Source organism: Microbispora sp. NPDC049125, assembly GCF_040802045.1.
In the GTDB taxonomy this organism is placed as follows: Bacteria; Actinomycetota; Actinomycetes; order Streptosporangiales; family Streptosporangiaceae; genus Microbispora.
Map to the genome: position 1 here is coordinate 1 of NZ_JBEZDW010000062.1, position 20,885 is coordinate 20,885.

At 71.0% G+C, this 20,885-nt stretch carries 18 protein-coding genes; 12 read left to right on the forward strand and 6 right to left on the reverse strand.

The genetic code is table 11. The features are described from left to right. Positions 1-879 precede the first annotated feature (879 nt). Together AB0B72_RS38465 and AB0B72_RS38470 are read right to left on the reverse strand one after the other, a co-directional pair. Positions 880-2,331: an aminotransferase class I/II-fold pyridoxal phosphate-dependent enzyme gene (locus AB0B72_RS38465; protein ID WP_367744575.1), complete on the reverse strand. Its 1,452-nt coding sequence runs from the start codon at positions 2,329-2,331 to the stop codon at positions 880-882. 530 nt (positions 2,332-2,861) lie between these two features. Continuing rightward, entirely contained in the window at positions 2,862-3,257 is a 396-nt protein-coding gene (locus AB0B72_RS38470; protein WP_367744576.1) for an STAS domain-containing protein, read from the reverse strand. A 645-nt stretch (positions 3,258-3,902) separates the two neighbouring features. Between AB0B72_RS38470 and AB0B72_RS38475 the strand changes: the two genes are divergently transcribed. Then, positions 3,903-4,313 (forward strand): hypothetical protein, encoded by a 411-nt coding sequence (locus AB0B72_RS38475; RefSeq protein WP_367744577.1) that lies wholly within the window; start codon positions 3,903-3,905, stop codon positions 4,311-4,313. A gap of 424 nt (positions 4,314-4,737) precedes the next feature. Here the strand turns inward: AB0B72_RS38475 and AB0B72_RS38480 are convergent, their stop codons facing one another. Continuing rightward, positions 4,738-5,532, reverse strand: coding sequence for a BTAD domain-containing putative transcriptional regulator (locus AB0B72_RS38480; protein WP_367744579.1), 795 nt, complete (start codon positions 5,530-5,532; stop codon positions 4,738-4,740). Positions 5,533-6,032: 500 nt separating this feature from the next. Here AB0B72_RS38480 and AB0B72_RS38485 point away from each other — a divergent pair, with 500 nt between their 5' ends. Continuing rightward, entirely contained in the window at positions 6,033-7,337 is a 1,305-nt protein-coding gene (locus tag AB0B72_RS38485) for a sensor histidine kinase (RefSeq protein ID WP_367744580.1), read from the forward strand. A gap of 63 nt (positions 7,338-7,400) precedes the next feature. On the opposite strand, the gene AB0B72_RS38490 is transcribed toward AB0B72_RS38485, so the two are convergent. Both AB0B72_RS38490 and AB0B72_RS38495 read right to left on the reverse strand, forming a co-directional pair. Then, on the reverse strand, positions 7,401-8,006 hold the full coding sequence (locus tag AB0B72_RS38490; protein ID WP_367744609.1) for a DNA-binding response regulator: 606 nt from the start codon (positions 8,004-8,006) through the stop codon (positions 7,401-7,403). Positions 8,007-8,112: 106 nt separating this feature from the next. Then, positions 8,113-8,289, reverse strand: coding sequence for an NAD-dependent epimerase/dehydratase family protein (locus AB0B72_RS38495; protein ID WP_367744581.1), 177 nt, complete (start codon positions 8,287-8,289; stop codon positions 8,113-8,115). Between the two features lie 325 nt (positions 8,290-8,614). On the opposite strand from AB0B72_RS38495, the gene AB0B72_RS38500 reads away from it, so the two are divergent. The 10 genes from AB0B72_RS38500 to AB0B72_RS38545 all read left to right on the forward strand — a co-directional run bounded on the left by AB0B72_RS38500 (position 8,615) and on the right by AB0B72_RS38545 (position 19,903). Beyond that, complete coding sequence (locus tag AB0B72_RS38500) at positions 8,615-11,083, forward strand: PEP/pyruvate-binding domain-containing protein (RefSeq protein ID WP_367744582.1); 2,469 nt, start codon at positions 8,615-8,617, stop codon at positions 11,081-11,083. Between the two features lie 169 nt (positions 11,084-11,252). Beyond that, positions 11,253-11,939 carry a VC0807 family protein gene (locus tag AB0B72_RS38505; protein ID WP_367744583.1) on the forward strand — a complete coding sequence of 229 codons (687 nt, stop codon included), beginning with the start codon at positions 11,253-11,255 and terminating at the stop codon, positions 11,937-11,939. 154 nt (positions 11,940-12,093) lie between these two features. Continuing rightward, positions 12,094-12,534, forward strand: a complete 441-nt coding sequence (locus AB0B72_RS38510) for a hypothetical protein (RefSeq protein ID WP_367744585.1) — start codon at positions 12,094-12,096, stop codon at positions 12,532-12,534. A 354-nt stretch (positions 12,535-12,888) separates the two neighbouring features. Beyond that, positions 12,889-13,632 (forward strand): hypothetical protein, encoded by a 744-nt coding sequence (locus AB0B72_RS38515; protein ID WP_367744588.1) that lies wholly within the window; start codon positions 12,889-12,891, stop codon positions 13,630-13,632. Positions 13,633-13,700: 68 nt separating this feature from the next. Next, positions 13,701-14,528, forward strand: coding sequence for a glycosyltransferase family 2 protein (locus AB0B72_RS38520; protein WP_367744589.1), 828 nt, complete (start codon positions 13,701-13,703; stop codon positions 14,526-14,528). Beyond that, positions 14,525-15,805 carry a 2-phospho-L-lactate transferase CofD family protein gene (locus AB0B72_RS38525; RefSeq protein WP_367744591.1) on the forward strand — a complete coding sequence of 427 codons (1,281 nt, stop codon included), beginning with the start codon at positions 14,525-14,527 and terminating at the stop codon, positions 15,803-15,805. Before AB0B72_RS38520 ends, AB0B72_RS38525 begins: the two co-directional genes overlap by 4 nt. Further along, positions 15,802-16,488: an HAD family hydrolase gene (locus AB0B72_RS38530; RefSeq protein WP_367744593.1), complete on the forward strand. Its 687-nt coding sequence runs from the start codon at positions 15,802-15,804 to the stop codon at positions 16,486-16,488. Before AB0B72_RS38525 ends, AB0B72_RS38530 begins: the two co-directional genes overlap by 4 nt. Further along, the gene (locus AB0B72_RS38535) at positions 16,481-17,287 is read left to right on the forward strand and encodes an NTP transferase domain-containing protein (RefSeq protein WP_367744594.1); all 807 of its coding nucleotides are present in this window, start codon (positions 16,481-16,483) and stop codon (positions 17,285-17,287) included. The genes AB0B72_RS38530 and AB0B72_RS38535 overlap by 8 nt, the downstream gene beginning before the upstream one ends. 19 nt (positions 17,288-17,306) lie before the next feature. Next, positions 17,307-18,629 (forward strand): lipopolysaccharide biosynthesis protein, encoded by a 1,323-nt coding sequence (locus AB0B72_RS38540; RefSeq protein ID WP_367744597.1) that lies wholly within the window; start codon positions 17,307-17,309, stop codon positions 18,627-18,629. After that, positions 18,626-19,903 (forward strand): glycosyltransferase family 4 protein, encoded by a 1,278-nt coding sequence (locus AB0B72_RS38545; protein ID WP_367744600.1) that lies wholly within the window; start codon positions 18,626-18,628, stop codon positions 19,901-19,903. The genes AB0B72_RS38540 and AB0B72_RS38545 overlap by 4 nt, the downstream gene beginning before the upstream one ends. Here the strand turns inward: AB0B72_RS38545 and AB0B72_RS38550 are convergent. Then, complete coding sequence (locus tag AB0B72_RS38550; RefSeq protein WP_367744601.1) at positions 19,875-20,885, reverse strand: glycosyltransferase family 2 protein; 1,011 nt, start codon at positions 20,883-20,885, stop codon at positions 19,875-19,877. The genes AB0B72_RS38545 and AB0B72_RS38550 overlap by 29 nt on opposite strands.

The window sequence follows — 20,885 nt, forward strand, 5'->3', positions numbered from 1 at the left end:
ACCCGCGCCAACTCCGCCCCCGGCGGCAACGCGGCCAGCCCCTCAGGAATCGGCACCCCCGGCCGATCCTCCCCCCAACCCCCCAACCACCCACCCCCACCACGACAAGCCACCGAGGCCACCGGCTCAGCCACCGACTCAGCCACCCGCTCAGCCCCACAGTCGGCCACCAACCCGGCCTCGGAATCGGCCACCGGTTCACCCACAGGCCCCACCGCAGGAGTCTCCATCGGCCCGGCTACCGGCTCGGTCACAGAGGCCGCTATCGGTTCGGGTGCAGGTCCTGCCACAGGCGGGGTCACCCGGTCGACCGGGGAGCCGGCCACGGCGGTGCCGCTATAAGCATCGAACCCGGGCAGGGGCACCGGCTCAGCCTCGGCTACGCCACCGGAGGAACCGGAGCACCGATCGGCGGCCACCGCCGAACCAACAAGGGTGAAAGGACGCGCCACGGCGGGACGGCCACCAGGTGCCCAGCCAGGCGACTGAACAGACGGCGACCCCGGCAGCCGAGCCGACGAAGACGACGGCGAAGATGCGGACGAAGACGACGGCGAAGATGCAGACGGAGCTGACACGGCGGGCACCCCCTGACCGGCAACGAAAGCGACAGACTGCCTCCCGATCGCCCGGACCGGGACCCTCTCACGCAGACTCAGCTACTCATCACACGGCGCATGGCCCACAACGGCCCGCCAACTAAGCTCACCTGTAACGGCTCTACCCCAACACTATATCGAACACACGATCGATGCAAGCCGTATCCGGGTACGCGTACAACGCACCCACAAGCCCTCGATCCCTCGATCGACGAGCGGACCATACGCGGGTGCCGGCTGCGCATTCGACGATCCGTGACGGAGCTCATGAACCCCGAGGTCAGTCCTCGGCGACCACGCGGAGGGTCTTCAGGCTGGGGTCGGCCGCGTCGGGGATGTCCATGCCGCCGGCGAGGCCGGTCGTCAGGTAGCGCAGCACGGGCCGGGTGATCCGCTCGCCAGGGGTGAGGGCAGGCGCGCCCGGGGGATACGGCGTAACCATCTCGGCCGCCAGCCGGCCCGCGGCCTCCTCGACGGGCACCTGTTCGATCCGGCCGAAGAACGCGTCGCGCGGCAGCATGACCGTCTCCAGTTCCAGCTCGCCGGGCTCGGGGACGTCGATCCTGGCCGCGGGCGGCAGGTCGCCGGCCGAGGCGAGGGCACGCAGGGAGTCGACCAGCACGCCGGCGGTCTCCTCGTCGTCCCCGACGGTGATCGACGCGCTGATCCGGCGATGGTCGCTCAACGCCATGTTGACGTTGCACTTGTCGCGCAGCCAGTCGTTGGCGTGGTAGCCGTCGACGCCGAGCTCCGACACGTCGATCACGATCTTCAATGGGTCGAGGTCGAAGGCGCGGCAGTTGTCCTTGTCCATCACCCACAGGCCGCTGATTCCGTTGATGGACGAGCGGACCGACTGGGCCAGCTCGAGAGCCCGGTCGAGCAGGCTCGCGCCATTCTCGGCCATCTGGCGTCGCCAGCCGTCGAGGGCCGCGTAGATGAGTGTCGACGGGCTGGTGGTGCCCAGCAGATCCTCGCGGGCCTTGAGCACGTTCGGATCGACGCGGTCGCCTTGGAGGTGGAACACCGAGCTCTGCTCCAGGCCGTTGCCCATCTTGTGCACGCTGGTCACGACCAGATCCGCCCCGGCGTCCATGCCCCAGGCGGGGAGCCCGTCGTGGAAGGGCAGGTGGGCGCCCCAGGCCTCGTCGACGATGAAGACGCGGCCGTGGCGACGGCAGACCTCGGCGATGGCGGCGAGGTCGGCGCAGGTGCCGTAGTCGGTCGGGCTCGCGACCAGCACGCCCTTGGCGTCCGGCTCGGCTTTGAACCCCTCCTCCACGGCGTCGGGCGTGGGTGGGTAGGACAGGTGCAGCTCGCCGTCCCACACCCCGTGGATCCAGACCGGCTTCACGCCGCTGAGGATCAGCCCGGCGATCACGGACTTGTGCGCGTTGCGCGCCACCAGGAGCTTCTCGCCAGGCCCGGCCACCGACAGCATCGCGCTCTTGACCGACAGGGAGCTGCCGCAGGTCGAGAAGAACGCCTTGTCGGCGTGGACGGCCTCGGCCATCAGCTGCTGCGCCTCCTCCAGCACGCCGCCGGTCGACAGCCGGTCGTCCAGGCCGTTGATCACCATCACGTCGTCCCGGAAGAGATCCTCGCCGAGTACGGCGAGCACGCGTGGGTCAACCCCGCGCCCCTGCCTGTGTCCGGGCGGCGTGAAAGAGACGTCTCTCCGCTGGCGGTAGTCGACGAGGGCTTCCAGCACGGGTGCCCGGGACTGATCCATGATCTTTCCTCCCCCTGAACGCGCGGTGCATCGCCACCTTTCGGCCGCGCGTACCCGGGGCCGCACGCGGCAAACAGGGCGGGCAGGCGGCGCCGTCGCAATGGTGACGAGGTCCCATCGGGTGACCGTCACATCCGCCCCGCCACGACCACCCCTGTCCCCACGCGCGTACGGACGGGACCTGGCAAGGAGCAACAAGGAGCAAAGGAGACGTACGCGTTCACGGCGGGGCGACCGGGGTCATCAGCTCGTCCGCGCCTCACCACGGTCGGCCTGTCATTGTGGGGCTTGCCCGCTCCGGTCGATGTCCCTGAAGTGTCTGTGGAAGGCCGGCGGCCAGGAGGGTTTGTGTGTCCGCAGGGCCGGGCGGGGTTCTGCGGACGACTGGATGGCCGGAGACGCGGAAAGGCCCCCGCCCTTGGGGAGCGGGGGCCGTTTCTGGTCCGGATGGGGTCGCGGGTGCCGTGCGGGGCGGGGCCGCGGCCCAGGTCAGATCACCGTCAGGTGATCGTCGGTCATATGGTCACACGTCACACCATCGAGACGTCGCGGGTGCCGTCGACCACCAATGCGGTCACGGACTCGATGGACGTCTCGTCGACGAGGAACTCGTTTCTCAACCGGGTCACTTCGAGCACGAGCTCCAAGACGCCGTGCACTCCGGCGAGTCGCAGCGACCCAGAGGCGGTCTCTGTCTCGTCCCGGCTGTCCAGCAGCGCCTCCAACCCGGAGGAGTCACAGAACTCCAAGTCGGACGTGTCCACCACGAGCCTGGTGCGGCCGCGGCGGAGGAGATTCCTGATCGCGCCACGGAGCATGTCTCCGGTGGCGATGTCGAGTTCACCCGCCAGTACGACCACTGTGGCCGGCTGATGATCACTGACAGCAATCTCGAGTTGCGTTCTCATATACGCGCCTTCATCCATATTCGGGCGTACTGTCTTGAACGACGCTACCCGGCCAAGTGTCAGGTCCCAGTAATGTGCAGAGGTCGATGCGGCGCTCGTCCGTCGGGCAATCCCACCGCAGCGCCACATAAGGGTAAATACGTAAAGATGCGAGGTTTGTCCAGATGATCGCCTGAGCGGCCACCGGACCGGCAGCCCCTGCCACGCAGGAGCGACGCCCTACGGGGCCGGAGAGGGATGTCGGATGACCGGGCGCTCCCCATCTGGCGTTCCACCGACCCGCCCCGCGCGAGAAGTAAGACTGGAATGACTCAAGAAAGCGAGTTACCCAAAGTCCAGGAAACCGCCAGAATCTCCCTTAACTGCGTTTTTGCATTCTCGGCCCTCTTTTCCGGCGCCCGGATCGACGACTCGGATCAGGCGATTGCACTCAAGGCTAGGTTGCTCGGCGACGGGCTCCTGCTCTCCCGCGCCGGTGCACCCGAACCGCTCGTCACTGTACGGATCTCCACGGCACCCGGCGAGCGAATTTCCGGATGCGTCCCGAGCCCGCCGGTGCGACGGCCGTACAGGAGATCGCCGTCAGCCGGTTGCCGTGCGAGAGCGAGGGTAGGGGGCGCCTTCCGGCGGATGACGCCGTCCGGACCGCGGAAGGAGATCACGATGACCGATGAGATCACCGTGGGCAGGAGTTCGGCCCGGGTGCTGGCGGCAAGGGCGCCGGGCTGGATGGTGTGGTACGGCGAGCGCACGGGCAGCTACTGGGCCGTCCCGCGGGCGGCGACATCGCTGCGCGCGTGTCTCATCGAGGCACGGACACCCGGGGATCTGGAAGGGGAGATCCGGCGTTATCAGGGAGGTGCCCCGGACGGCTCCCGGAGCCAGACGCAACCCCAGCCCGAGCCCGGAACCCAGAACCAGGCCCAGACCGCAGTTCAGACCGCAGTTCAGACCCAGCACCGGACCGGAGCCGAGGACGCCCAGACGCGTCACGGGCGGCTCCCCCAGGGCGCCGAGCGGGATGCCGGCCAGGGTGCCGGGCGCCGTGAGGAGCCGGTGACCGCGGGCCGTTGAAGGCGGGCCGTTGAAGGCGGGCCGGTGACCGCGGATGCCGAGGCCCGCGATCACCGGCGATCTGTTCACGGTCACCGCACAAAGCTCGGTCCGGGCGATCGGCCCCCTGCTCAGAGGCGGAATCCCGGCGGCGCCATTTCCCCAGAGGTGACGAGGAAGGGCAGTGTGCGACTCGGACGCCGCATAGTTGGGGCGCCGCATAGTTGGGGCGCCGTGCAGTTCGGGCCCCGTAGTTCGGGCCCCGCAGTTCGGGCCCCGCACTTAGGACGTCCGCACTTAGGACGTCCGCACCCCCAAAGGCCCGCACCCTGAAAGGCCCGAGTCCCGCATCTCGGACGTCCCGGACACGAGAAGGGCCGGCGCGCATCCGCGCCGGCACTTCTCGTGTGATCCGTCCCGGTCGTCTCACCCGGACGGCGGCTCCCTAGATCTCGATCATCGTTCCGTCGCGCGCCACGGGCTCGGCGGCCAGGATGGCCCGCTGCACCTCCCGGATGCGGTGGCCGGGCTCGATCCCCAGCTCGTCGGCGAGGGAACGGCGCAGCCGCTGGTGGACCGACAGCGCCTGCCAGCGCCGGCCCGAGCGGGACAGCGCGATCATGTAGTAGGTGTGCAGGGTCTCATGAAGCTGGTGCTCGGCCGTCAGCACGGCGAGCTCTCCCAGCAGCGCCTGGTGGCGGCCCAGCCGCAGGTCGGCCTCGATCCGCATCTCCAGGGCGTACAGGCGCATGTCGTCGAGCCGCATGACCTCCAGCTCCAGCCGCGGGCCCACCTGGACGTCCAGCAGGGCGGGACCCTGCCACAGGCTGAGGGCCTCGCCCAGCAGCCGCGACGCGTTCACGTCGTCGCCGGACGCGGCGGCGTCCCTTCCCGCGACCACCAGGCGGTCGTGTACGCAGCAGTCCACGTCCTCCGGCCGCACCTGGAGCCGGTAGCCGGTGGGGTGCGTCACCAGGAGGTCCATCGGCGTACGCCGTGGGTCGCCGGCCAGAGCGTCCCGCAGCTTGCGGCGGAGCTGCATGACGTAGGTCTGCAGCGTGGTGGCGGCGCTGCGCGGGATCTCGGTCCCCCACAGCTCCTCCATGAGCGTCCTGACCGTGACGATCCTGCCGGGGTTGAGCGCGAGCATGGCCAGCACCTGGCGGGGCTTGCTCGCGGTGGGGAGGATCGACGTCCCGCGAACCGTGACGTCGAGCTGTCCTAATACCTGCACGCGCATGGTGTGTGAACCCTTTCCCGAAACGCCCGGCAGCGGTCGGGCCCTCTGCTCTGAACCGATTCTGCGCTCTGTCCGGCCGGGAAAAAGGACAGCCGGACGGGATGTGGATTCCGGGGGGTGACCCGTATGAATTTTTCACGTGGCGAATGTGAAGACCGCCGATCGAGCTGGGCTCTTCCATCGCGCCGTGTGGGCAAGTCCGTCGAGGACGTGTTCTTCGGCTTCTGCGCCCACTTCGATCCGCGGGTGGCGCTGCGCCGGGCGCTGACCGAGATGAACCGGCTCCCCCCTCCGTCTACGGGGCACGGCCGGACAGGACCGGGTACTGCACCTCCGATCCGGAGGCGATGCGCTGGTGGCATCAGGCCACCCTCGCCGAGCACTCCTACCTGGTGCCCGATTCCGGACAAGCCGCTCGCGTCCCGGCCGACTTCCCGTTCACCCTGCGGGGCGACCTGTCGGTTAAGCTCCGGTGGTCACGTGATTGCCGGAGGGCAGTGATGGTAAAGCGCCGCAGCGAGCGCGACGAGCCACATCGACGACCCGCGCCCCCTCAGGAGATCCGCCTGGCTCCCCGCCTGGCCAAGGGCGTGGTGGTGACGGTGTTCTGCGGATACGCCCTCATCAACATGATCAGGCTCGTCGGAGAAGGCGCCCGCATGGAGGGTGTGCTGATCGGCGTGGGGAGCCTGCTGATCGTCCTCCTCGTGCTGATGCAGCTGCTCCACTTCAAACGCAACTCCCCCTGGCGCATGCCTCGCTGGCGCTTGGTGATGCTGGTGGCGCAGGCGGCGCTCATCTACCTGCCGTTACTGTGGCTCGGCCCTGGATGGCTGGGCATGCCCAGCTTCCTGGCCAGCAACGCCCTGCTCGTCCTCTCCGCGTGGCCGGCCTGGACGATCTTCTCGCTGGTCGTCACCGGCAACGTGGTGCTGGAGGCGGTGTACGACACGGGCCTGCTGTCCCTGGGGTACGCCGCGGCGTCGTCGGTGATCACCGCTCTGGTGGTCTACGGACTGACCCGCATGTCGGAGCTCGTCACCGAGGTCTACCAGTCGCGCATCGCGCTGGCGCAGATGGCCGTGGAGAAGGAGCGCGGCCGCTTCGCCCGCGACCTGCACGACCTGCTCGGCTACAGCCTGTCCGCGATCACTCTCAAGACCGAGCTGGCCCGGCGGCTCAACGGGACCGGCTCCGAGCGTGCCAACGAAGAGCTGGAGGACGTGCTGCAGATCTCCAGGCAGGCACTCGCCGACGTGCGGGTGGTGTCCAGGGGGTATCGGCAGATGTCGCTTGACGACGAGCTGAAGTCGGCGCGGACGATCCTCGCCGCCACGGAGATCAGGTCCGAGGTCCGCGCGGACCCGTGCGACTTCGGAGAGTTGTCGGAGCGCACCAGCACGGTGCTGGCGACCGTGCTGCGGGAGGGCATCACCAACATGCTCCGGCACAGCGACCCCAGCTACTGCTCCATCACCCTCAGGTATGAGAGCGGCCTGGTGCGGATGTCCATGCGCAACGACGGCGTCCGCCCCGCCCCGGCGCAGGACGCCGCCGGGCCGTCCGGCCAGAAGGGGAACCGTGACGAAAGTCGTGAGGGAAGCGGCATCCGCAACCTCACGACCCGGGTCGAGGCGGTCGGCGGCCGGCTCGTCGCAGGCGTCGCCCCGGACGGCTGGTTCCATCTGGACGTCGAGGTACGCGCCCAGCCGCCGGAGGACGCGGAAGGCCCCCAGGAGTTGCCGCGCCCCGAGACCGGATGGGGCGCGCGGGCCCGCAAGTGGACGGGCCTGCTGTCCGCGTAGGCGTCAGAGCCAATGTCAGGGCCCGCGTCAGGGCCAGTGCCGGCGTCAGGGCCAGTGCCCGCGTCAGAGCCAGCCGAGCTCCTGCGCGATGCGGATCGCGTCGATCTTGTTGCGGGCGTTGAGCTTGGTCACGCTCGTGGTGAGGTAGTTGCGCACCGTGCCCGACGACAGGAACAGCCGCCGGGCGATCTCCTCCGGGTTGGCGCCGTCGGCGGTGAGCCGGAGCACCTCGACCTCCCGGGCGTTCAGCGGGTTGTTGCCGCTGTCCCAGGCCATCAGCGTGAGCTGGGAGTCGAACACCCGGGTGCCCTTCGCGACGTCCCGGATCGCGGCGACCAGCTTGTCGGGCGGGCCGTCCTTGAGCATGAAGCCGGACACCTGGGCGCTGAGCGCCCTGCGCAGGTTGCCCGGCTTGCCGAGGGTGGTGAGGATCAGGACCCGGACCTCGGGGAGCTGCTCGCGCAGCTGCGCCGCCGCGCTCAGCCCGTCCAGCTCCGGCATGTCGATGTCGATCACCGCGACGTCGGGCCGGTGCTTGTGCGCCTCTTCGAGGATCTTGTCTCCCGAGTCCACCTCGGACAGCACCTCGATGTCCGGTTCCAGTCTCAGCAGGGAGGCCAGCGCATGCCGCAACATGGCCAGATCCTCCGCGAGCAGAACTCCGATGATCTCGACCGTCCCCTTCCGGATACGTGGCCGGCTCAAAGGTTGATCGCGGGCTGGATCGTGATACGTGGGGTGAAATATCTACCTTTGATCGTAGCAGCCGACGCTCTTACTCACCCGCGATGTCGTACACCTCGCCGGCCCGCCCGCCGGTCGGCACGCGGTGGATCGCCCGGCAGTGGTCGTCGGCGTGCAGCCACTCCCGCACCTTCCAGCCCTCGCCGTATAGGGGGACCTTCTCGCCGGACAGCAGGTTGGTGACGAAGCGCGGGATCAGCTTCTCCACATGCTGGTGCTCGGGCCAGTGCGTGATGGCCCAGCCGGAGGTGTTCGACCAGGACGAGGAGGCTGGGTCGTCCTCATGGTCGAAAGGCCCGGCGAGCCGCCGGCCGGCAGTGTGCGCAAGGCGGCCCGCGGCTGTCCCATACAGGCGATGGCCCTGCTGGAGGACTGACCGCCGCCCGCGTTCCACCGGCCTTCGAGCGGGACTCGACCGCAGCTCGACCGCAGCTCGACCGCAGCTCGACCGCAGCTCGACCAGGGCTCGAGCATCGCTGCAGGGCGACGAGATGAAGTGGACTCGGCAAATTGACTGAGGGAGGAGTGCCCAAGTGAAGCACGTGCTGGCACTGCGCGAGATCGGCCTGGACGACGCGCCCAGGGTGGGGCGCAAGGCCGCTGTGCTCGGCGAGCTGAAGCGCGCCGGATTCCCGGTGCCCGACGGCTGGGCCGTGGTCGCCGACGCGCTGGACGAGGCGTTCGGGCGGGAGCGGCCCCCCAACGAGGCGGTCCCCAACGAGGCGGTCCCCAACGAGGCGGCCTCCGATGCAGCGGCCTCCAGAGACGCGGCCTCTGGCGACGCGGTCGCCGGGCTGCGTGATGAGCTGGCCGTCGCGCTCGCGGCCCTCGGCGGCACTCCGGTCGCCGTGCGCTCGTCCGGCATCGCCGAGGACCTCGAAGGCATGTCGTTCGCCGGGCAGTACGAGTCGGTGCTCGACGTACGCGGCCTCGACGCCGTGGTCGACGCCGTGCGGTCCTGCTGGGCCTCCGGGGCCTCCGAGCGTGTGGCGGCCTACCGCGGCGACTCCCCGGCCGGGCAGGTCGGCGTGCTCATCCAGGTCATGGTCCCGGCGGACGCCGCCGGCGCCGCCTTCAGCGTGAACCCGCTGACCGGAGACCCCGGCGAGATCGTGATCAGCGCCGTACGGGGCCTCGGCGAGCGGCTGATGGCCGGTGAGGCCACCGCCGACGAGTGGACGGTGCGTGACGGCGAGGCGACGCGCACCTCCGGCGCCGAGGACGCCGTCACGGCGGAGCAGGCAGGGGAGATCGCCGCGCTCACGGCCTGCGCGGCCGGCCACTTCGGCGCCCCCCAGGACGTCGAATGGGCCCTGTCGGGCGGCGTGCTCTGGCTGCTGCAGGCCCGCCCCATCACGGCACTCGCCGGCGACGGCGTCCCGCACGTGCCGATCCCGGTCGAGGTGCCGCCGGGCTTCTCCGTGCCCGACCGCAACACCGACCGTCCCTGGACGCCGATCGAGCGCTCGGTCTACCTCCCGGCCATCGCCGCGGCGTCCCCGTACGTCTTCGCCTTCACCACGGGAGCCGCCCCGACGGTCAACGTCATCGGCGGCTGGCCGTACATCACCAACGCCCCCGACACCGCCACGGCGTTCGTGTCGCGCCTGGAGAAGATCGCGGTGGCGGTCGCCGGCCGGGAGCCGGAGCGGCTCGTCGAGCTGTGGAACGCCGAGTGGAAGCCGCGGACCGCGGCGGCGATCGCCCGGCTGCGCGCGGCCGACCTCGCCCGGTTGGGCGACAAGGAGCTCGCCGAGCACACGCACGAGGTGAAGGAGCTGTTCGCCGGCCTGCACGACCGCTACTTCCGGCTGACCGGCGCGGCCATCGCGCTGCTCGGACGGCTCGGTGTCGCCTGCGAGGAGCTGCTCGGCTGGGACCCGCAGCGCACGCTGCGATTGCGTGGCGGGCTCACCGGCGACCACGTCCCCGCCACCGCCGCGCTCGGCGACCTCGCCCGCCTGGCCGCCGGGCGTCCCGCCGTCCGCGAGGCGCTGGAGGACGGCCGGACACCCGAGGCCCCGGAGTTCACCGCCGCGTTCGAGGCGTACGTCCGCGACTACGGGCACCGCACGATCGGCTTCACCCTCACCGAGCCCACCCTCGCCGAGCGGCCGGAGATCCTGCTCAGTCTCGTCAGGGCCCAGCTCGACGCGCCGTACGACCTGGCGGCCGAGCGGGTCAGGCTGGCCGAGCGCCGCGACGCGGCCGTGCGGGAGGCGAGGGAGGCGCTGGCCGGGCGGCCGGCGGCCGACCGCGAGCGCTTCGAGGCCGCGCTGGCCGGCAGCGACCTGAGCGGCTCGGTCAGGGACGAGAAGGTGTTCTACGCCGTCTCGGTCTGGGCGCTGCTGCGCGCCGCCGCGCTGGAGCTGGGCACCCGTCTGCGCGGCCGGATCGCCGATCCCGGCGACGTCTTCTTCCTCGAACTGGACGAGGCGCTCGCCGCGCTCGAGGGCCGGTCCGGCGACGACCTGGCCGCCCTCGTACGGCACCGCCGCGGCGAGCACGCCTGGGCGCTGGCCCACCCGGGACCGCCCTTCTACGGCGACCCGCCCACCCCGCTGACCCCCGAGCCCGGGATGACTCCGCCGTCCGAGGCCGCCATGGCCGTGATGCACGTGGCGGAGTGGTCGATGGGAATGCTCGGCGGGCGGCCGGGAGGCCCGTCCGAGGACGGCGCTGTGCGCGGGCTCGCGGCGTCCGCGGGGCGCTACGTCGGCCCGGCACGCGTGATCACCAGCGTCGCGGACTTCGGCAAGCTGCGCCGCGGCGACGTGCTGGTCTGCCCGGAGACCACGGCGCAGTGGGCCCTGCTGTTCCCCTCCGTCGGGGCACTGGTCGCCGACCGCGGCAGCCTGCTGTCCCATCCCGCGATCATCGCCCGCGAGTACGGCGTGCACGCCGTGGTGGCCACGGGCACCGCGACCACCGCTTTCCGCGACGACCAGCTTCTCGTCGTCGATGGCACGGCGGGCACCGTGCGCCCGGCGACACCGCAGTGACCGACCCGCCCGTACCGACCGGATGGCACCCGGGCCTGCGCAGGCTGCTGGAGAGATCCCGGGTCGACACCGAGATGCGTAACTACGCCTACGAAGCGGTCGACAGTGCGCTGTGGGGCGCTGAGACGGTCTTCCGTGCCAACCAACCCACCAAGGAGAGTGCCCGGTCATGAACTCCCCGTTCGTGGCGAAGATCCGCCCGCTGCTCCCGCTGCTCGTCGACATCGTCGTTCCCATCCTGCTGTACGTCGTGCTCAAGCAGGTGGGCCTGAACGACTTCTGGGCGCTGACCGTCGCCGGCGTCGGCACCGGAGTCGTCACGGCGGTCAACACCGTGCGCCGCAGGCGTCTCGACTTCGTCGGCATCCTGGTGATCCTCGAGATCATCTTGTCCGTCGCGCTGCTTTTCACCACGAACGACCCCCGTGTGGTGGCGGTCAAGCCGGCGTTCTACACCGCGCTGGCCGGTCTGTTCATGGGCTGCACCTGCTTCGTCGGCCGTCCCGTCGTCTACCAGGCGGCCGCGCCCATGGCGATCAAGGGCGACCCCGTCCGCGCGGTCGCGTACGACCGGGCGTGGGACGGGTCCGCGGAGTTCCGCCGTCGTCAGCGGCTGATGACCGCCGCCTTCGCGGGCATGCTGCTGGTGGAGTCGGCGGCGAGGGTCTACATCGTCTACCACTACTCCATCGCCGAGATCGAGAAGTCGTTCCTGTTGTCGCAGGTGCCCGGCATCGTCCTGATCGTCTTCGTCCTGGGCTACTTCCGGCTTCAGGTGCCGGCGCTGCGCAGGATCGTGGACGCCTTCGAGGACCGCAACGGCGCCTCGGACGCGCCCGCCCGGACGGCACGGTGACGGGCGATGTCCACGCTTCCCTCCATCGAGCCGTCCGCTGGGCCCTCCGCGGCCCCGGGCGCGGGCCGTGCTCTCGGCGTCGAGCAGCTGGGCAGTCACGCCGCGCGGTGACGTGGCGCCGGCACACGCCGGACGCAGCATTGGGGGGTGACCGGTGCCACACAGGATCCGCAGCACGAGGAACATCGTGGCGGTCGCGGCCGAGCCTGAGACGGCGTACGAGGCCATCGCGGCCCAAGCCGTCCGCAGCGTCCGCGACGTGGATCACAAGGAGGAGCCGGCGAGGCTCTCCGTCAGGTTCACGCACCGGCGCCCCCGGCCCCCGCTGGCGTCCCTCACCGGAGTGTGGAGCATCGTGGTCCAGGCGTCCGGCGGCTGCCTGGTCGTCCTGGACCACGACTTCAGCGCCGTGGACGGCGCCGAGGAGACCCTGCTCGGCATCGAGCGAGAGGTGGAGGTGGAGGCGGCCGCCCTGCTGGAGGCCGTGCGTGATGCCGCCGAGGCCGCGCGCCGCCGCCGGCCCGGGGACAACAGCCGCGGCCAGGGGGCACACGAGGAGAACGGCGCGAGAGGTCTCGGCGGTCACGCAGGGTAAGCGGCGGAGCCGACGCTCGGGGGCGGAGAAGCACGCTTCCTTACGACGTACACGACAAATTGTCCGAAAGTCGAGTTGCGGAACACATATTTGAGGCGCGCTCACATATCCGCCCACTCGATCTAGAAATGCGTTCGGAAGTTGAATTTTCTATAGCGATTCACCTGGGCATTCACGAATCTGCCTCGATCTGTCCCTGGAGGGAAGGCGTCTAGAAGGTCCCATTTTCATATATACGGACGCCATTCGTGAGGCGGCTGACATACTGTGTGGGAGCGCTCCCGCGGTTTTTGGCCGGAGCTCACGCACCATCCCGCATCGCCCGTCGGCTGGAAGAAAGGTGCCGAATCCTCCATGACGGCACGTGACGAAAGCCCGCCCTCCCAGTCGCTCCTGGACGGGAACGTCGCCACGAGTCAACCCTGGCACGTCGCCGACGTCGTCCTCCGGGGACGGCGCCGATGGGCCCGGCATCTGTGGTGGCTGTCCCTGGTCGCAGGGGCGGCCGGTGCCGCCTTCGTCTGGCTGGCCACCCCCCATGCGCGGGAGATCCAGACGGCGTGGGAGCTCGTGGCCAAGCTGCTCGCGTTCGCCTGCCTGTGCGTGGCCATCGCGTTCTTCCCGTGGGTGTCGCCGCGCCTGCAGTGGCTGCTCTACATCCCGTTCGTCTTTTTCACCGGCTATCTCGTCCCGCGGATCAGCTGGTTCTACTACGGCGACGGCGCACGCGCGCAGGGTGACAGTTTCTACACGCACCTCTATCTGCTGCTTTATCCGGCGATCGTCCTCACGGTCGCCGCCGCCTACCGGATCGGGGGCGGCAGTCCGGGCCGCTGTCTGAAGATCATGGCGACCGGCGTGCTCATTCTGTTCTCGGGGTTTCTCGACATCATGTGGTTCGTGGCGAACCCGGTGGAGATTCCCGAGGTCATCGACGCGCCCCACATCAACCTGTTCACCGGTGGTCCGATCTCGTTCGGCGCGACCATCCTGTTCGCTCTCGCGCATGTTCCGATCATCGTCGGGATCAACCTGCTTCCCCTGGATCGCTGGATCGCCCGCCTGCTGGGGGCCGGGGAGCTCACGCCGGTCCGGTGACCGGCCCCGGCGGCCCGTCTCGTCCTGGCCGTCACGCCCGCATCTGAAGCCCTCCCGGGAGGTGAGATTTGCCCAACTCGCATGTCGTGGCCCCCGTCGTCGACATCTCGGTGGCGGCGCCCGCGTACAACGAGGCGGAGACCATCGCGGCGGCGGTGACGGAGTGGCGCGACTACCTTGAGCGGCACCCGGCGGTCGGCGCGTGGGAGATCGTCGTGTGCGACGACGGGAGCACCGACGCGACCGGAGCCATCCTCGCGGACCTGCGGGCCGGCTGCCCCGAGCTCGTCGTCGTCTCGTTCGGCCGCAACCGCGGCGCGGGCGCCGCGATCGCCGCCGCGATCGCTCATACCCGGCTGGACTGGGTCGTGCTGCTCGACTCGGACGGCCAGTTCCCGATCGCCAATCTCGACGAGTTCATCCCGCGTATCCAGGCCGGTGAGGCGCTCGCCTTCTCCGGCGCGCGGATCCGGAAGGCCGACAGCCTGCCGTACCGGTGGGGGTCGGCGGCCAGTGGCGCCGTCAGCAACGCCCTGCTCCGCACCCGCTACCGCGACTTCAACTCGATCTTCAAGGTGGTCAGCGGCCCGCTGTTCCGCGCCCTGCCGCTGGAGTCCGGGGGGATGAACTGCTCGACGGAGATCACGGCGAAGGTCGCCGAGCTGGGCCACACCTGGATGGAGCTTCCCATCGAGCACCGGGAGCGCGGCGGCGGCAGTCGCGGGTGGCGGTTCTGGAAGGGGGCGCGGGACCGGGCGCTGTTCGTCGGCTACGTGGGATACCGCAACTGGCTGCTGCGCCGGGGCGTCCTGCGCGCGCCGGGCCCGCCCGATCCGTCCAATTCATCCGATCCGGCCGGGCCGGCGACATCACGTGTGCCGGAGGAGGCCCGATGAGCACTCGTCTGAGCACTCGTCCGGGCTCCCTGGGCGCGGTCACCATGTTCAGCGGCGGGCGCGGCGGGGCCAGCATCGCGCGACGGCTGCTGAGCATCCCCGGGCTGGACCTGTCCCTGGTGATCAACGGGTACGACAACGGGCTGTCCACCGGAGCGCTGCGGCGTTACCTCCCGGGGATGCTCGGGCCGTCCGACTTCCGCAAGAACTGCCTGCTCCACCTCGACCGCGGCGACCCGCAGCAGGCCGCGCTGATGTCCGTCCTCGAACACCGCCTGCCGGCAGGGATCACGCCGGAGCGCCTCGGGGACCTCATCGACGAGATCGCCTCACCGGGGCGGCACGCAGGCGGTTCACCGTCCGGCACGCCGTTCGGCGCGCTGCGGCCGGAGGCGCGAACGGAGATCACGCGGGACCTGCGCCTGTTCGCGCGCCGGCTCCGTGCGGAGCCGTACGGAATCGACCTGGGCGACTGCGCGCTCGGCAACCTCGTCTTCGCCGGCGCGTACCTCCGCCTGGGGGAGGACTTCAACGCCGCCGTCCGCTCCTGCGCCCGCACGTTCGGCTCCCCGGTGCGGCTGCTGAACGTGACCAGCGGCGAGAACGCCTTCCTGGCCGCGCTCAAGCGGGGCGGCCGCGTCCTGGCCGACGAGGCCGACATCGTCGCGCCGCAGGACGACGAGGCGATCACCGACCTGTTCCTGCTGCGTCAGCCGATCGGCCGCCGGTGGCGGGCCGAGCTGGAGGCGCTGCCCGCCGCGCGGGTGCGGGAGATCCTGGCCCGCCACCGCGCCGACGTCACGCCGAGCCCGGAGGCGCTGGACGCCATCCGGGACACCGACCTCATCGTGTACGGGCCCGGCACCCCGCACTCGTCGCTCCTGCCGAGCTATCTGACGCCGGGCGTCGCGGACGCGATCGCGGCGAGCCGGGCCGTGGCCAAGGTGTTCGTCGTCAACACCCGCGACGACCACGATATCCAGGGGCTGACCGCCCCCGACCTGGTGGACCTGACCCTGACCTATCTCGGCGACCCTCGCAACGAGCGGCGCACCGTCACCCATGTCCTGTGCCCCCGCCCCGCCACGCCGTCGGACGGCCTGCCGCCCATGCCCCCGGTGCCGCGCGCCGTGACCGACTGCGGCGAGTGGGCCGGGGCACGGTGGGTCACGGCCGACCTGGAGGACCCCGCCCGTCCGGGCGTGCACGGCGGCCCCAGCACGGTCGACGCCCTGATGGCCATCTGCGGCGAGGCCGCGCTGGCGGGCGCCGAGTGACCCCGTCGCAGGCCGGCGTGGTCGCAGGCCGCCGGGTCTGGCTGTGCGACCTCGACGGCACGCTCGTGGATTCGTGCCCGGCACACGAGGCCGCGTTCCGCCAGGCGATCACGGAGATCGCACCCGGCGCGCTCGCCACGTTCCGGTACGCCGCCCACACCGGCGCGAGCACCGCCGAGGTGGCGTCGCGCCTGGTGCCCGGCGACGCCGTCGCGGCCGAGCGGCTGGCCCGGCGCAAGCAGCGGCTCTACCGCGAGTACGTCGAGGCGGGAATGGTCGTCGTGCTGCCCGGCGCCCACCGGCTCCTCGAACGCCTCACGGAGGACGGACGCACGGCGTACCTGGTCACCAGCGGCAGCCGCGGGTCGGTCGAGCGGGTCCTGGCGGCCTGCTCCCTGAGCGGGTACTTCCGCGCCGTGCTCACCAGCGACGACGTCCCGGTGAGTAAGCCCGATCCGTGGTTCTACCGGTACGCCTGCCGTCGCTGGGCCGTCGACCCGGCCGGCGCCGTGGCCGTGGAGGACTCCGCGCACGGGGTGGCGTCCGCGGTCGGCGCCGGGCTGGTGACGCTTCAGATCCACGCCGCCGAGCCCGCGGCGGGGGCGATCACCGTACGGGACCTCGACGAGATCGTGTCCCTGTTCCACCAGGAGCAGCCTTCCACCAGGAGCAGCGGTGAGTGAGCGCGTCTGCGCGGTGATCCCGGCGGCCGGGCGTGGCACCCGGCTCGGTTTCGGCATCCCGAAGATCATGGTTGAGATCGCGGACGGCGTCACCGTCTGGCACCTGCTCCACCGGCGGCTGCGGCCCCAGGTCGGGCACGTCCACGTCGTCATGTCCCCCGAAGGGGAGGCCCCCTTCCGTGAGCTCGCGGCACCCGAGATCGCGACCGGCGCCGTCTCGGTGAGCGTCCAGGACGAGCCGACCGGCATGGGAGGCGCCATCTTCGGCGCCGCCCCGCACTGGGAGCCGTACGACGCGATCCTGGTCGTCTGGGGCGACCAGGCGAATCTGTCCCCGGCGACCGTCCGCCGCGTCGTGGCCGCCCACCGGGAGGCCGGGCTCACGATCCCGCTGGTGCCGATGGCCGATCCGTACGTCGAGTACGAGATCGCCGGCCCCACGCTCGCAGCCGTCCGGCAGTCGCGTGAAGGGGACGAGTGCCGCCCCGGCGGGCTCAGCGACGTCGGTGTGTTCTGCCTCGGCACGGACGGGCTCCTGGAGGCGTGGACGCGCTATCTGGGTGAGGCCGCCCCGGGCGCCGTCACCGGAGAGGTCAACTTCCTGCCGTTCCTTCCCTACCTGTCGCGGGACGCCGGCCGGCCGCTGACCGTGGTGCCGGTGGACGACCCCGACGAGGCGCGCGGCGTCAACACCCAGGCCGACCTCGACTTCGCCCGGCAGGCGTTCCTGCGAGACACGGAAGCCGGCGGGCTCGGACGGTACGCCGGGCCGCCAGGTGATGCCGGTGACGACCAGTGACGACCAGTGATGACCGGTGATGACTGGTGACGGCCCGGTGACGCGGCGACCGGCCGGGGACGTGCGTGCCCGCGTCGCGCAGATCGTCGACGGCCACCGCTGGGCGGCCGGGCCCACGCTCATGAGCACCCTGGCCAGCGGCACCGCCGCGACCGCCACGCTCGTCATCGCCCGGGGGATCGGCGCAGCCGCGTTCGGCCACTTCACCGTCGTCCTGTCGATCGCGCTGATCGCCACGGTCGCCATGCTCACCAGCCTCAACTACGTCATGTTCCAGGAGCTGCCGCGCGCGGAACCGGCGGACCGGCCGGCCCTGGTGACCACGGCGCTCTTCTCGACGCTGGTGCTGGGGACGGCCATGTTCGCCGCCGGGATGCTGGCCGCGCCGCTGCTGACCGCCGTCCTCGGCGTCGACACCCGTACGCTCGCCTTCGGCCTGGCGCTGGCGCTGTCGATGACCGTGAACCAGCTCACCGAGAGTTTCCTGCGCGGGCTGAAGAGGTTCAGGCTCGTGGCCGCGCTCAAGCTCGCCGTCGCCGTCGCCTATCTGGCCGGTTCGGCGTACTGCCTGCTCGTGCTCGGGATCGGGAACGCCGAGGTGTACCTGGGCGCGCTCATCGTGACGAACCTCGTCTTCGCCGTCTTGGCGGTGGCCGGATTCGAGGTGGCGCCGCGCTCCTGGTCGCCGGCCCTCGCGAGGTCGCTCTACCGGCACGGCGCGTACGTGACCGCCATCGCCACGTTCACCGCGGTGCTCTTCGGCGTCGACGTGATCTTTCTCAACCACTGGGCCGGACGGGCCGACGTCGGGGTGTACTCCCTGTACAACGGCTTCCCCAAGCGGCTGCTCGGTGTCGTGTTCACCGACGGGATCGGCCTGGTCCTTCTGCCCATGCTGGCCACGACGGCGAAGCCCGCCCTGATGCGGAGGATCGCGCGGCTCGCGCCGTCCGTCGCGGGGGCCACGGCGGTCTTCTCGTTCGTGGCCAGCATGCTCTTCTTCCTCGTGGTGGGCGGGGAGTACCCGTACTCGGTCGGGCTGATGGCGCTGGCGGCCGTGGGCATCGGCGCGCACACCGTCTTCAACCTCTACTCCGTCGCCCTGTCGATGGACGGGGTGCGAGGAGCCAAGGTGCTCATCGCCTGCCTCGCCGCCGGGACGCCCGCCGCGCTCGCCTGCCAGGCGGCGTGCATCGCCTGGTGGGGGCTGGTCGGAGGGCTCGTGGCGTTCGCCCTCAGCAATCTCATCCTGGTGGCCGTCGTGGCGGCCGCCGCCGGCCGGGTGTACCGGCCGGACGGTCCGATGGCGGTCAGCACACCTACAGAGGAGGCCGATCGATGAGGATCGCCTGCGTCGTCAACCAGTATCCGCCCAACATCACCGCCGGGCTCGGCCGTTACGCGGAGCTGATCACGCCGTACCTCGCCCGCGACCACCGGCTGGCCGTCTTCACACTCAACGACGGTCACCAGCCCGTGTACGAACGGGGCGACGGCGTCACGGTCTACCGCCCGGTCGGCCGCGTCCTCGGCGCGATCGGCCGCCGCCGGCGGCTCAACCGCACACGGGGCGCCGAGTTCGCCCTGCTCGCGCTGAACGTCGTGGTCAGCAACTGGCGGTACTTCCTGCGGCTTCGCCGGGCGGGCCGTGACGAGCGGCCCGACCTGGTCGCCGTGCACGACTCGACGAACTTCCTGTGCGGCCTGCTCTGCCACTACGTGCTGCGGCTGCCTGTCGTCTTCCACGTGCACACCACCGAGTACGGCGTCGCGGCGCAGCGCACCGTCAACGACCCGCTGAACGTGTTCGCCGCCGTCGAGCGGTGGCTGGCGCGGATCTCCCGGCGGGTCGTCGTCGCCACCCCCGAGGTGCGGGCTGAGCTGGCCGCCGCGGGATGGAACCGGGCGCCGATCGACGTCGTGCGCCTGGGCGGCACGTACGAACAGGTGCTCGCCGACCCCGCGTTCGACCGCGACGCGCTCCGCGCCGGGGCCGCCGCCCTGCGGGCCCGGCTCGGCATCGCCGCCGGGGACCCCGTGCTGCTCTTCGTCGGCCGCATCGAACGGCAGAAGGGCGTCTATCCGCTGCTGGAGGCCATGCGGAAGATCGCGCCCGCCGTCCCGGGGCTGCGGCTGGTGATCGTCGGGGAGGGGGACGACGCGGGTGTGGCGCGGATCGTCGCCGAGACGGGGCTGGACGGGCGCGTGCTGACCTCCGGCGGGTTCGTCGACGGCAAGGCGCTCCTGGAGTTCTACGAGATGGCCGACGCCTGCGTCTTCCCCTCGCTCTTCGAGCCGTTCGGCCTGGTGGCCACCGAGGCGATGGCGCTGGCCAAGCCCACGGTCCTCGGCGACGGCTTCTCCCGCATCTTCGCCGGCGACGACCCCGACCGGCCCGCCGTCCGTTTCGTTCGGAGCGCCGACCCCGATGACATCGCCCGCGTCGTGGTCGAGGTCATGACGGACCCGGAGCAGCGCCGTACGCTCGGCGCCCGGGGGGAGAGGTTCGTCAGGGAGAGCCTGAGCTGGGGCAGGGCGGCCGACGAGACGCTCGCGGTCTACCGCGTCGCGCTCGGAGGGGCGCCGGTCATGCCGGCTCCGACGCGCTCCTCCTGAGCCCGGGGAGGACACGCAGCGAGCCGGCGGCCAGGCCGGTGACGAGCACCGTGTGCACGGCCAGGTGGACCGCCATGAAGTAGGCGGTGAACGCCGGGCCGCGCTGCCGGTTGACGAACCGTACGAGCTGCGGATCGGCGAGGACGAACGCCACGACCAGGGCGGCGGGCACGAGGAGCAGGGCGGGGGAGAACAGGCCGAGCGGCAGGCTCGCCAGCGCCAGCGCCAGGGTGGCGAGGGCGAGTGCGCAGGCGAGGATGCCGGCGGGGCTGTTCGCGTGTTCCGGCTTCGCCGCGCCGCGCCGGCTGGTGGTGAGCGCGAGCGGGATCAGGGGCAGGGCCCTGCGCCACTGTTCGGTGAGAATCGGCACCAGGCGGCTGCCGTCGTCGTGGCGGCCCACCACGGTGTCGGTGAGCGCGATCCGGCTGCGCACGGCGAGCCGGCTGCTGTACTCGACGTCCTCGCAGTCACGCAGGCGCTCGTCGAACCTCCCGGCGCCGAGCAGGACGTCGCGGCGGATGGCGGCGAGGGCGAAGACCACGCTGTTGACCTCACCGATGTGGCGGCTGCGCCAGTGGACCGCGTGGAGGATCCGGTACCACTCGACCGGCCCGTCGTCGATGAGGGGCTCGGTGTCGTAGACGCCGTGCACGCAGCCGAGCCCGGGGTCGCGCTCCAGGATCTCGACGGCGTTGGCGACCGCGTCGGACCGCAGCGCCACATCGGAGTCGAGGAAGAAGAGGACGTCACCGGTGGTGGCGTCGACACCGGCGTTGCGTGCGGCCGAGACCCCCTGGTTGCGGGGCAGCCGCACGACCCGGCATCCGAGCTCCTCCGCGATCGCGGCCGAGCCGTCGGTGCCGGCGTCGTCGATCACGACGATCTCGTCGGGCAGGCGTGTCTGGGCGAGCACCGACTCCAGGCACAGGCGCAGCGTCTTGGCCGCGTTGTAGCAGGGAACGACCAGGGAGACTCGCGTCAT